General features: G+C 72.2%; 10 protein-coding genes and 1 pseudogene. 7 read left to right on the top strand and 4 right to left on the bottom strand.

The genetic code is table 11. The annotated features are described in order from the left end of the window. Window positions 1-202: 202 nt before the first annotated feature. The 3 genes from ABT147_RS24085 (at window position 203) to ABT147_RS47375 (ending at window position 2,291) form a co-directional block, all read left to right on the top strand. Window positions 203-1,699 carry a hypothetical protein gene (locus ABT147_RS24085; protein ID WP_351409456.1) on the top strand — a complete coding sequence of 499 codons (1,497 nt, stop codon included), beginning with the start codon at window positions 203-205 and terminating at the stop codon, window positions 1,697-1,699. A gap of 131 nt (window positions 1,700-1,830) precedes the next feature. Further along, window positions 1,831-1,995, top strand: a complete 165-nt coding sequence (locus tag ABT147_RS24080) for a hypothetical protein (RefSeq protein ID WP_351409453.1) — start codon at window positions 1,831-1,833, stop codon at window positions 1,993-1,995. Between the two features lie 53 nt (window positions 1,996-2,048). Continuing rightward, window positions 2,049-2,291, top strand: coding sequence for a hypothetical protein (locus ABT147_RS47375; RefSeq protein ID WP_502983144.1), 243 nt, complete (start codon window positions 2,049-2,051; stop codon window positions 2,289-2,291). 1 nt (window position 2,292) lies between these two features. Here ABT147_RS47375 and ABT147_RS24070 read toward each other — a convergent pair whose 3' ends face one another. Beyond that, entirely contained in the window at window positions 2,293-4,563 is a 2,271-nt protein-coding gene (locus tag ABT147_RS24070) for an MMPL family transporter (protein ID WP_351409451.1), read from the bottom strand. A 175-nt stretch (window positions 4,564-4,738) separates the two neighbouring features. On the opposite strand from ABT147_RS24070, the gene ABT147_RS24065 reads away from it, so the two are divergent. Beyond that, complete coding sequence (locus tag ABT147_RS24065; protein WP_351409449.1) at window positions 4,739-5,911, top strand: sensor histidine kinase; 1,173 nt, start codon at window positions 4,739-4,741, stop codon at window positions 5,909-5,911. Next, the gene (locus ABT147_RS24060) at window positions 5,886-6,548 is read left to right on the top strand and encodes a response regulator (RefSeq protein ID WP_351409447.1); all 663 of its coding nucleotides are present in this window, start codon (window positions 5,886-5,888) and stop codon (window positions 6,546-6,548) included. The genes ABT147_RS24065 and ABT147_RS24060 overlap by 26 nt, the downstream gene beginning before the upstream one ends. Window positions 6,549-6,667: 119 nt before the next feature. On the opposite strand, the gene ABT147_RS24055 is transcribed toward ABT147_RS24060, so the two are convergent. The 3 genes from ABT147_RS24055 to chsH3 form a co-directional block, all read right to left on the bottom strand. Next, entirely contained in the window at window positions 6,668-7,627 is a 960-nt protein-coding gene (locus ABT147_RS24055) for a 3-oxoacyl-ACP reductase (RefSeq protein WP_351409445.1), read from the bottom strand. Between the two features lie 36 nt (window positions 7,628-7,663). Further along, window positions 7,664-8,740, bottom strand: coding sequence for a Zn-dependent alcohol dehydrogenase (locus ABT147_RS24050; RefSeq protein WP_351409443.1), 1,077 nt, complete (start codon window positions 8,738-8,740; stop codon window positions 7,664-7,666). Window positions 8,741-8,824: 84 nt separating this feature from the next. Next, window positions 8,825-9,685, bottom strand: a complete 861-nt coding sequence (chsH3, locus tag ABT147_RS24045; RefSeq protein ID WP_351409441.1) for an enoyl-CoA hydratase ChsH3 — start codon at window positions 9,683-9,685, stop codon at window positions 8,825-8,827. Between the two features lie 363 nt (window positions 9,686-10,048). Between chsH3 and ABT147_RS24040 the strand changes: the two are divergent. Together ABT147_RS24040 and ABT147_RS24035 are read left to right on the top strand one after the other, a co-directional pair. Next, window positions 10,049-10,579, top strand: a pseudogene (locus ABT147_RS24040) (response regulator); the annotation flags it as partial. Window positions 10,580-10,816: 237 nt separating this feature from the next. Continuing rightward, on the top strand, window positions 10,817-12,370 hold the full coding sequence (locus ABT147_RS24035; protein WP_351409439.1) for an MFS transporter: 1,554 nt from the start codon (window positions 10,817-10,819) through the stop codon (window positions 12,368-12,370). Window positions 12,371-12,531 lie beyond the last annotated feature (161 nt).

The raw sequence follows: 12,531 nt of genomic DNA, 5'->3' as shown, positions 1-12,531 counted from the left end.
TCCCAGACCTGCCGTGGGTCACTTGACCAGCCGCCCTCCCGTCCGGGGCGGCGGGACGCCCCTTCCGGCTCGTCCGGCAGCACACGCATCGCCGTTCCCTCAGGCGAATCGGGTGACGAGCACCCTTATGTGTGAAGGGGGTGCGGGTTGTCCCACGTCTGTGCGTGCGAAAACTAGCTTCGTCGCCGGAGGTGATCGAACGATGACGGCCTGTGCATCCCCACCACCCACGACGGGCCACGGGAACGAGACGGGACAGGGACAGGGGCAGAGACCGGAACCAGTGCAAGGACAGGAGCAGGGACAAGAACAGGGACAGGGACAGGGGGACGAAGGGACGGACGCGCCCGAGGAGAGAGGCGGGAGCGGAGGGCCCGGCGGACCCGGAGGACTCAGAGGGGTCGGCGGGCTCGGCGGGTTCGGCGGGCAGGTCGGGTCCGCGCCGGTGCCCGGCTGTGTGATCACCGCCGACGGCACGTACGCGGCGCGCCTCGCGCTCGACGGCGAGTCCTGGTTCCCCGAGCGCTGGACCCTGGACGGCCCCGAGCCGTACGCCGTACCCCTGCCCGGCAACCAGCCGGAGGAGCCCGGCACCGAGGTGCTCCCGATGACCGACGGCCGGGTCCTCATCCACCGGCTGGCCGCCGACCGGCATCTGTTCTCGCTCCTCTACCCGACCGGGCCCGGCACGGGTGAACTACCGCTCGGCGCCGTCGAATGCGCCGACCCGGCGGCCGAGTTGCGGCTGCTGCCGCCCGCGCCGTGCGGGGAGCGGGCGTACGCCCTCGCCCTGGGCCGGAGCGCCACGACGGTGTGGCTGGTGGCGGGCGGAACGTTCGGCCCGGAGATGCTGGCGCAGGTGCCGGGCCGGTGTTCGGGCGGGGTCTGGCTGGACGGGACGGGACGGATGCTCGCCCTGGACCAGGAACAGGAATGGGACGGCCGGACGAAGTCGGTGGTGGTCGATCTGGAGCAGGGTGGCGCGGTCTCGCCGCTGCTGCAGATCGCGGACGACAGCAACGACCGGGTCCTGCTCGCCGACCCCGACAGCGGACTGCTCCTGATCCGCTCGGACGCGCCCTCCCCCGGCCACGACCGGCTCGGCTGGGGCGTGTTGGGCAGTACGCTCCCGGTCCGCTTCCCGGAGTGTCTGCGGGTTCCCGACGGTCACCGCGTCACCCCGTTCGCCATCCAGCCGGGCCAGATCCTGACCCCGGAGAGCTGCGGGGTCGCGCTGCGGGTGGACGGCCCCCGGGGCAGCTGGGTCGGCGTCTGGCGCCCGGCGGCACGACAGATCCTCCATCTGCCCGCCCCCGAGGGCTGGTTGGCCGGGGCCGGGCTGTGGAGCCGGGAGGGAGTGCTGCAACTGCCGTACTCGACAGGGGCGGTGCGGTGCGGGGTGGCTCGGGTGGGGGTGCCTTGGGAGGAGGTACAGGAGGACGTACAGGAGGCGCAGGAGGAATCCCGGGAGGGGGCGCGGGAGCGGGAGAGAGGGCCGGGCTGTGCGGAGGCCGTGGGGTACGAGGCCGTGGACGCGTCGCCCCAGCCGAGCGGGCTGAGTGGGGAGCCGTCCGGTGTGGCGGCTTCCGGTTCGGAGGCGCCCGGTGTGGAGCCGTCCGCGCCCGTCGCCGCTCGCCCCGTGCCGTTGCAGCAGGCGCCGTTGGAGGGGCGCGTGCCCGAGGAGGTGACCGTCGGGTGAAGGCGATGTGCGGGCCGCGGGCGAAGTGGGCGCGGCACGGGCGACACGCCCTCGGGCGCCTTCGAGACGCACGGGGTCGCCCGTTAAAATCACCCGCCGGTAAGAAGATCATTCGACGGGGAATACTTCCAATGAGCGACGTGCACACCACCCAGCCGCCCACGGCCAACCCCCACGAGGCGGACGGCCACGGCAGACACCGGGGCCAGTTCTCGGCCCACGAAGCCGAGAAGACGACCCCTCGCGGGCGCCACCGCAAGCCGGCCGAACACACGGAGTCGACGACGTCCGCCTGAACGGCGGCACGCATCCCTCCGGTCGCTTCTGGAGAAACGTCAATTCGACACCGGTGGCGACCACCACGGCCTCCGGCCCCGCCCGTCATGTGATGGGCGGGGCCGTTGCGCGCCCGCCAGGGCGCGTATCGACCGGCGTCTTCGAGGCCCTGCTGGAGGGCCTGATCACGGAAGCCGCGAAGCGGGGTGAGGTGGGCCTGTCCCTGGTCGGCATCGACTCCACCACCGCCCGAGCCCACCACGACGCGGCCGGGGTCCCGCTGAGGTGCCGGACGCCAAGGGCGGGCAGGAGTTGAGTCAACGGTCGACCAGCCGTGGACGCGGGGCCTCACCCGTGGACTCCGCGTCGGTGTCATCGGTGCCGACCGGGCCGCGGGGAAGCATCCGGTCCAGCCACTTCGGCAGCCACCAGTTGGTCCGGCCGAGGAGTGTCATGGTCGCCGGTACCAGCACCATGCGTACGACCGTGGCGTCGATGAAGATCGCGGTGGCCAGGCCGAGCCCGAACATCTTGGTGGAGGGGTCGTCGGCGACGGCGAAGGACAGGAAGACCGCCACCATGATGAGGGCGGCCGAGGTGATGATCCGGGCGGTGCGCGAGACGCCCTCGACGATCGCCGTGCCGTTGTCGCCGGTGCGCAGGTACTCCTCGCGTACGCGGGAGAGGAGGAACACCTCGTAGTCCATCGACAGGCCGAACAGGATGGCGAAGAGGAACATCGGGATGAACGACACGATCGGAACCGTCGCTTCCAGCCCGATGAGTGCGCCTCCCCAGCCCCACTGGAAGACCGCGACCATGATGCCGTAGGCCGCGCCGATGCTCAGCAGATTCAGCAGTACCGCCTTGAGCGGTACGAGTATCGAGCGGAAGACCAGCATCAGCAGCAGGAACGACATCGCCAGCACGGCGGCGACGAACACCGGCAGGCGCTCACTGGTGCGTCGGCCCACATCGGACAGGCTCGCGGCGGCGCCGCCGACGTGGGCCCTGGCCGGGCCGTGCCCGATCGCCGTGGGCAGCACGTCGGTGCGCAGCCGGGCGATGGTGTCGGCCGTGGCCTTGTCCTGAGGGCTGGTGGTCGGGAACACCACGAGCGTCGCGATGCCGGTGGCCCGGTCGATGTGCGTCGGCGCGACGGATGCGATGCCCGGATCCGCCGCGACCGCCCCGACGAGTCGGTCCAGCACTCCCGGATCACCGGTGGGGTCGGCGGCGATGACGAGGGGACCGTTGGTGCCCGGGCCGAACCCCTCGGCGACGAGGTCGTAGGCCCGGCGCTCGGTACGGCTGTGGGGCAGTGAGCCGTCGTCGGGCAGGCCGACGCGCAGGCCGAGCACGGGCAGCGTCGCGGTCAGCAGCAGCCCCGCCGCACCGACCGCGTACGGCACCGGGTGCCGGCTGACGTGCCCGATCCAGCGACGCCACCCGGCGGCGTGAGCGGCGCCTGCCGCCGGGTGGCGCCGCCGTGCGAGTCGGCCCGGCTTCCTGGTCCGCAGTGCCCGGCCGATCCGACCGGCCCGGCCCAGACGCGGGCCCGCCGCGCCGAGGAAGGCCGGCAGCAGCGTCACCGACGCGAGCACCATGATCAGGACGACGATCGAGACGGCGAGCCCGCCCACCGTCATGAACGGCACGTTCGCGACCGCCAGGCCGAGGATCGACACGACGACGGTGCCGCCGGCGAAGACCACCGGCCGCCCCGCCGTGGCCACCGCTCGTCCGGCCGCCTCGTGCGGATCGAGCCCGCCCGCGAGGTACTCCCGGTGCCTGGCGAGCACGAACAGCGCGTAGTCGATGCCCACTCCGAGCCCGACCATGCTGCCCAGGACCGGTGCGAAGGTCGGCACGTCCGTGACCCCCGCCAGCACCGTCATCGTGGCGACCCCGACGGTCAGTCCGAAGACCGCCATGCCGATCGGCAGCGCGGCGGCGACGAGCGAACCGAACGCCAGGAACAGGATCACGGCCGCGGCGAGGAGACCGATCAACTCGCTCACGCCGCCGTCGGGGTCGGAGAAGGCGTAGAAGAGGTTCCCGCCCATTTCGACACGCAGGGGCAGTTCGGCGCGCAGCCGGTCGCCGAGACCGACGAGGGCGTCGAGGTCTTCGGCCGACAGCCGGCTCTGGTCGGGGTACTGCACCCGGACGACCGCGATCCGCCCGTCGGCCGAGACGAGGCCGCCGCGCACGGCGGTGTCCCCGCCCGCGTCGAGCGCCCCCGCCGGGTCGCTCGTGCCGAGCACGTGCGGCAGCCGCTTGACCTCGGCCCGCAGCCGCGTGAGAGCGGTGCGCGCGCCGTCGTCGTCGAAGAACGTCGCAGCGCCGTCGAGGGGGGTGACGACCACTTGGGCGGTCATCCCCTCCTGGCCGGTGCCGGCCCGCTCGATCAGTTCCGCGGCCCGCTGGGAGTCCAGTCCCGGAGCGGTCATCGAGTCCGCGGTGCGCCCGCCGAAGGCGATCGCGGCGAGGACGGCGAGCGTGGCGGCGATCAGCCATGCCGCGATCACCCGCCAGGGATGGCGGGCGGCGCTCGCGCCCAGGCGCAACAGGGCTTTCGACAGCATCGGGTCCTCCAACCACCTCGTCGGCCGTCCTTGTACGGCCGCCGATGCCGAGGCTCGTCGCCACGGCGCTCCGCGGCATCGGCCCGCGGGCCGCGGATCCGTCGGCCCCGGGGCGGAGTGACGAACCGTCCTTTCGGCCGATGCGCGGCACGCCGCGGTCCCTACGCTGAGAACCGTGCTGCGAGAAGACCTGCGAACCCTGTGGACCGAACCCCGGCCGCCCGACGCGCCCGCCCGGGTGTGGCGGGACTGGGCTCTGCTCGCCGTGAGCCTTGCCGGTGTGGTGCTGGAGGCCACCCTGCGCGAGAACGTCGTGTGGCGGCCGGTGGCGGTGGTGTTCGCCGTATGGCTGTGCCTGCTGCCCCTGTGGCGCCGGACCCGCCCCCTGGCGATGGTCACGCTGGCGTTCGGCTCGGTGATCCTGCTTCAGGTGGCCTGGCTCGTCGCCGCTCCGCGCGAGCCCGTCGGCCTGTACACCGGCGCGGTCGTGCTCGTGCTGGTGTACGCGCTGCCCCGGTGGGGATCGGGACGCGAGATCGTGCTGGGCGGCGCGGTGATCCTCACGGCCGGCGCGCTGTGCTCCGTCACGGACGAGACCCCGGTCGTCGAGAACGTCATGGGCTTCGTCTTCCTGCTGCTGCCCGGCGTGTTCGGGGCTGCCGTGCGGTTCTGGGTGACCGCTCGCGAGCGGCAGTTGGACCAGGTGCGCTCCCGCGAGCGCGAGCAGCTCGCCCGGGAACTGCACGACACGGTGGCCCACCATGTGTCGGCCATGGTGATCATCGCCCAGGCGGGCGGGGTGCTCGCGGGCGCCGACCCGTCCGCCGCCGTCAAGGCATTGGAGGGGGTCGAGGAGGAAGGGGCGCGGACGCTGGAGGAAATGCGCGCCATGGTCGCCGCGCTGCGCGACCGCGGGGTCGGCGGCGAGCTGGCGCCCCCCGCCGGAGTCGCGGATCTGGAGCGCCTGGTGCGCACCCCGGGTGGTCGCCTCAGGGTCGACCTGGGGCTCGACGGCGAACTGGACGCGCTGCCCCCGGCCGTGGACGCGGCCGTCTACCGGATCGTGCAGGAGTCGGTGACCAACGCGCTGCGCCATGCGGTCGACGCGACCGAGCTCGTCGTCCGGGTCGCCGCGGAACGGCACTCGGTACGGGTGAGCGTGCGCGACAACGGCCGGCGCACTGGCCGGGGTCGCGACGGATACGGACTTACCGGACTGCGCGAGCGTGCGACCCTGCTCGGCGGCACACTACGGGCGGGCCCGGGTACCGACCGGGGCTGGCACGTCGAAGCCGAACTGCCGAGAGCGAGGAGCGAGAGCGGTGTCCATTCGCGTCCTCGTCGCTGACGACCAGACGATCATCCGTACCGGGTTGCGGATCATGCTGAACGCCCAGCCCGGAATCGAGGTGGTCGGCGAGGCCGCCGACGGGCGGGAAGCGGTACGTCTGGCCCGCGAACTGCGCCCCGACGTCTGCCTGTTCGACATCCGCATGCCCGTGCTCGACGGGCTGGAGGCCACCCGGCTGATCGCCGGCCCGGGCGTCGCCGACCCGCTGGCCGTGGTCGTCATCACCACGTTCGACCTCGACGAGTACGTCTACGGCTCGCTGCGTGCCGGCGCCCGCGGATTCCTCCTCAAGGACACGGGACCGGACCTTCTGGCACAGGCCGTACGGTCGGCGTCCGACGGTGAGGCGCTCATCGCGCCCAGTGTCACCGTCCGTCTCCTCCAGGCATTCGCGGACCTGCCCGCCGGCCGGCCCGTGGCCCAGCCGGTCTCCCCCGTCACCGCCCGCGAGGAGCAGGTGCTCCTCGCCGTCGCCCGCGGGCTGACCAACACCGAGATCGCCGACGCGCTGCACATCAGCCTCAGCACGGTGAAGACGCATCTGGCCAGCCTGATGGCCAAGCTCAACGCCCGCAACCGGGTCGAGATCGCGATGTGGGCCTACGAAACGCGCCGTATCCTCCCCGCAACCTGAGCCGGGTGCCGGCCCATGTCCCATGAGTCCCCGCCCGGACGCCGGTGCACCGGTCGGCTCACGTCGGCTCCACGTGCCTCACCAGGACCACCCGATGATCACGACTCGATACGCGCCCCTTACGGGGCCCCGTGCCGCAACCCCAGCACCTCCGCCGCCGCGAACGTCTCGCCCTTCGGCCGGTCCGCGTAGTACGGCGTGAGCAGGCCGTCCAGTTCGTCGTACGTGAACGCGTCCTGCTTGGTGTCGAACTTGGCCTGTACGCGCGGGCGTTCGACGACGGCGACCATGCCGCCGTGTACGACGAGAAGCTGGCCGTTCACCCGGGCGGCGGCGGGTGAGGCGAGGTAACCGACGAGGGGGGCGACGTGTTCGGGGGCGAGGGGGTCGAGGTCGCCGGGCGAGGCGGCCTCTCCGAACACGTCCTCGGTCATCCGCGTCCTGGCCCGGGGGCAGATCACGTTCGCCGTGACGCCGTACTTGGCGAGGGCGAGCGCCGTGGACGTGGTCAGTCCGACGATGCCGCCCTTCGCCGCCGCGTAGTTTGGCTGCCCGGCGGAGCCCGCGAGGAAGGCCTCCGAGGACGTGTTCACGATCCGCCCGTACACCGGACCGCCGCCGCCCGCCTTCGCCCGGTCACGCCAGTACGCGGAGGCGAACCGTGTCGTGTTGAAGTGCCCCTTCAGATGCACCCGGAGGACCGCGTCCCACTCCTCCTCCGACATCGAGAAGACCATACGGTCGCGCAGGATGCCCGCGTTGTTGACGAGGATGTCCAGCTTCCCGAACTCCGCGACCGCCAACCCGACCAGTTCCCGGGCCTGTTGGTGGTCGGACACATCGCCGGCGTGGACGACCGCGCGCCCGCCGGCCGCGCGGATCTCGTCCGCCACCTCCTCGGCGGGCCCCGCGGACACCTCGCCGGAACCGTCCCGGCCCGGCCGTCCGTAGTCGTTCACGACGACGGCCGCGCCGAGCCGGGCGAGCTCCAGCGCCTCGGCCCGGCCGAGCCCGCGCCCCGCGCCGGTGACGATCGCGGACAACCCTTCGAGCGGCGACCCTTCGAGCGGCAACGCCATGGCCGGTCCCTTCTCCTCGCGTTACTCCGGCGGTCGTCAGATCTCGATGCAGGTCCGGAGGGCGACCCCGGTCCGCATCTGGTCCAGGGCCTCGTTGATGTCGGTGAGCGACACCCGGTGGGTGATCAGGCCCGCGAGGTCGATGCGGCCGGCCCGCCAGAGGGCGATGGCCCGCTCGTAGGAGCGCAGGACGTCCCCGCCGCCGTACATGGAGGGCAGGATCCGCTTCTCGTCGAAGAACAGCTCGAACATGCTGAGCTGGAGGAAGTCGTCCAGCGCGCCCGCGCCGACCACGACGAGGGTGCCGCCGCGCCGGGTCGTCTCGTACGCGGTGCGGGCGGTGGCCGAGCGGCCGACGACCTCGAAGACGTAGTCGAAGCCCTCGCCGGCGGTGACGGACTGCTTGGCGTCGGCCAGCTCCTCCGGTGAAATCGCTTTGGTGGCACCGAACTTGAGCGCCGCCTCGCGTCGCGAGACCACCGGGTCCACGGCGACGATCTCGGCGGCGCCCTTGAGCCGGGCGCCCTGGATCGCCGAGATGCCGACACCGCCGCAGCCGATGACCGCGACCGACGAACCGGCCTCCACATCCGCGGTGTTGAGGGCCGCGCCGAGCCCGGTGGTGACACCGCAGCCGATGAGGGCGGCGATGTCGAAGGGCACGTCGTCCGGTATCGGCACGGCGCAGCCGGCGTCGACGACGACCTCCTCGGCGAAGGTGCCGGTGCCGGCGAAGCCGAAGACGTCCCCGGCGGGCCGCTTGAAGTTGGGCGTGCCGGCGTTGAGGAATCCGGCGAGGCACAGGTGTGTCTGGCCGCGCTTGCACGCCGGACAGGTGCCACAGGCCGGGAGCCAGCAGACCACGACCCGGTCGCCCGCCTTCAAGTGGCTGACGCCCTCCCCGACTTCGACTATCTCGCCGGCCCCCTCGTGCCCCGGGACGAACGGTCCGGGCTGCGGCAGCACCCCGGCCATCGCGGACAGGTCCGAGTGGCACAGCCCCGTGGCCCGCACCCGGATCCTCACCCTGCCCGGCCCGAAGCCCACGGCCTCGACGTCGTCGAGCACGTCGAGCTTGTCCTGGCCGATCTCGTGCAGTACGGCTGCGCGCATGGTGCGGCTCCCCTCAGGAGTACCTGACTTACGGCCCTACCGAGCTGCTCGTCCGTACCGAGCTGCTCATTCGTACCGAGCTGCTCATTCGTGCTCGACGAGCGTGTCCGCCAGCACCGGCGCGTCGTCGCGCTCGACGGCGGCCACCGTCACCCGCACCGCGTGGTCGTCCGGCGCCCACATCCGGATGCGGAGGGTCTCGCCCGGGAAGACGACGCCCGCGAAGCGCGTCCCGTACGAGCGGACCCGGCCGACGTCCCCGCCGAGCACCGTGTCCACGACGGCCTTCAGCGTGATCCCGTAGGTGCACAGCCCGTGCAGGATCGGCCGGTCGAACCCGGCGCTCCCCGCGAACTCCGGGTCGGCGTGCAGCGGGTTCCAGTCGCCGGAGAGGCGGTAGAGCAGTGCCTGGTCCTCGCGGACGACCCGCTCGACCTCCTTGTCGGGCGCGGTCGTCGGCGGTTCCCGCCGGGCGGACGGCCCGCGCTCGCCGCCCCAGCCGCCCTCTCCCCGTACGAAGATCTGCGCCTCGTTCGCCCACAACGGGCCCTCGGCGTCGGCGACTTCGGTCCGCATCACCAAGACGGCCGCCTTGCCCTTGTCGTACACCGCCGCCACGCGCGAGGTCGCGGTCGCCCGCCCCTCGGCCGGGATCGGCCGGTACGACTCCACGCGCTGGCCGCCGTGCAGGACCTTGGCGAGGTCGACGTCGACGCCGGGTGCGTTCAGGCCGCCGATGACGTCCGGCGAGCCCGCGCCCGCGACGGTCGCGAAGCTCGGCAGGACGTGCAGCCGGGACTCCAGCGTGTAGCGCAGCTCGTCGGGGTCGGTCGCGGGGATACCGGCGCCGATCCCGAGGTGGTAGAGCAGGACGTCCTTACGGGTCCATGCGATCTCGGCGGAACGGGGCTCCGTCGCGAGCGCCTTGGCTGCGTCGATGGGCATGGGGCTCCTGTGTGCGGTGGTGACGACGATGGCTGTGGGCGATGGCTGTGGCAATGGCGATGGCTGTGGCTGTGGGTGACGCGACGGGTGACGGGGGCGGAGAGTGGCCGGCGGAGGGTGGGTGGTTTCGCTGATGAACCTCGGTACGACCGTCCGCACCAGCGGTCGCACCGAGGTCGTCACGGCGGACCCGGAACCCGCCCACCTAGAACGCGTTCCAGTCCGGCGACCCTCTGTATAGCCGAGCCACGGGCACATGTGAAGACTCCTGACAGTACGTCAGATACGTGCGGCGCCGTCCGGCAAGGTGCGCGCACGGGTCCGAAACACCCCTCTTCGCCCTACTCTTGGGCCGTGAACGAGATGCCCCGGGATCACCGGCCCGCCAAGTCCATCAGGGTGCTGCTCGCCGAGGACCCGGGGATGACGCGGGGCGCGCTGGCGTTACTGCTGGGGATGGAGGCCGACATCCAGGTCGTGGCGCAGGTGGGGGCCGGTGACGCGATCGTGGACGCGGCCTTGGTCCATCGGCCCGATGTCGCGCTGCTGGACGTCGAGCTGCCCGGGACGAGCGGTCTGGACGCCGCCGCCGAGTTGCGGGACCAGGTGCCCGACTGCCGGGTGCTGATCCTGGCCACGTCCGGGCGGCCGGGGTATCTCCGCCGGGCCATGGACGCCGGCGCCGCCGGCTTCCTGGTCAAGGACGGGCCGGTGAAGGACCTGGTCCGGGCCGTCCGCCGGGTGCTGACCGGCGAGACCGTCGTCGATCCGGCGCTCACCGCGACCGCGCCGAGCACCACGCCGAGCACCGCGCCCAACCCGCTGACCGACCGGGAAGGCGCCCCCCTCAACTCCTCCGCCGATGACGACACGGAGGCGATGCGGAGGGCCAGGCAGCAGGGGCCGCTGTAGGCCTTCGCTCCGCCGGGCAGCGCCGGCCGGCCCTTGCCCCAAGCCCGTGCCGCTCCCCCGCGAGGAGAACGCCGCACGCGACAGCCGTGACTCTGACGGTACGTCACTTCTTCATGGGCGGGTCAAGTTTTCATTAGTCACGCGAAACAACGGAATAGTTGCCCCGGCGCACGAGGTTCAGACGACACATACCCTCACCCGGCCAGGAGGCCTTGCTCCATGACGCAGCCGCACACACCGCCGCCGACCGATCGGTCCACCTCGGGAGCCACGGAAGCGACCGGAGCCGCACCGGCCTCCGGAGCGATCGTCCCGGTGCTGGCCTTCGCGGGCATCGTGGTGGCGGTCATGCAGACCCTGCTCGTCCCGGTGATCAAGGACCTCCCGCAGCTGCTGGACACCTCGCCCAGCAACGCGACCTGGGTACTGACCTCCACCCTGCTCTCCGGTGCCGTGGCCACCCCGATCATGGGCCGCCTCGGCGACCTCTTCGGCAAGCGCCGTATGCTGCTCGCCAGCCTCGCCGTGATGGTGGTCGGCGCACTGATCAGCGGTTTCACCAGCGCGCTCGTCCCGATGATCGTCGGCCGTACGCTCCAGGGCTTCGCCATGGGCGCGATCCCGCTGGGCATCGGCCTGATGCGCGACGAACTCCCCCGTGAACGCCTCGGCTCCGCCATGGCCCTGATGAGCTCGTCCATCGGCGTCGGCGGTGGACTCGCGCTGCCGCTCGCCGCCGCGGTCGCCCAGAACACCGACTGGCACGTCCTCTTCTTCGGTGCGGCAGGCCTGGGTGTCCTCTCCATCGTGCTGACCCTCGTCGCCGTACCCGAGACGAAGACCCGTGCGGAAGGCACCTTCGACCACCTCGGCGCGCTCGGCCTCTCCACCGGCCTCGTCCTCTTCCTCCTGCCGATCACCAAGGGCAGCGACTGGGGCTGGACCTCCACGACGACGCTCGGCCTGTTCGCCGCGTCGGCCGTGGTCATGCTGCTGTGGGGCGTCCTGGAACTGCGTATCCCCGCCCCGCTGGTGGATCTGCGCACCACCGCCCGTCGCGAGGTCCTGCTCACCAACCTCGCCTCGATCATGGTCGGCGTCTCCTTCTACGTGGTCTCCCTCGTCCTGCCGCAGCTCCTCCAGCTCCCCTCCTCCACCGGCTACGGCCTCGGCCAGTCGATGATCGTCGCGGGTCTGTGCGTGGCGCCGCTCGGGCTGACGATGATGTTCACCGCGCCGGTCTACGCCCGGATCTCCGCCAAGTACGGGCCCAAGACCACCCTCATCCTGGGTCTGCTGATCATCGCGGTCGGCTACGGCGCCGGGCTCGGCCTGATGAGCGCCGCGTGGCAGACCGTGGTCGTGTCGGTGGTCCTGGGCGCGGGGATCGGGCTCGCCTACTCGTCGCTCCCAGCGCTGATCATCGGCGCGGTGGACCCGTCCGAGACGGGGGCGGCTACCGGGCTCAACACGCTCATGCGATCGATCGGTACGTCCGTGTCGAGCGCCGTCATCGGGATGGTGCTGGCCGACACCGCGACGCAGGCCGGCGGGGTCGCGATCCCGACCATGCACGGGTTCCGGGTCTCCTTCCTCATCGCCACGGGCGCGGTTGCCGTCGGGCTCATCCTGGCCGTCTTCCTCCCGAGCCGCCGTCCCTCGATGACGCTGCGCGCGAGTGGGGACGGTGGGGGTGAGGGAATCGGTTCGGGTGGAGGTGGCCTCGCGGCCGACGCGGTCTCCAAGGAGGACCGGGCGGCTGTCGCCCGCTAGGGCGAGTGTGGGCCGGGGGCCCTGATCACCCGCTCGCCCCAGAGGGCCGCGGGCCCTTCGATCCCATCCGCGGGTCCGGTGGGGGCTGGTCGCGCAGTTCCCCGCGCCCCTGAAAAAGCAGGGGCTGCGCCCCGTGCTTTTTCAACGGCCCGCAGGGGCCG

The organism is Streptomyces sp. NPDC001868, assembly GCF_040297125.1.
Classification (GTDB): Bacteria; Actinomycetota; Actinomycetes; order Streptomycetales; family Streptomycetaceae; genus Streptomyces.
This window is presented reverse-complemented; position numbering and strand designations above follow the sequence as displayed.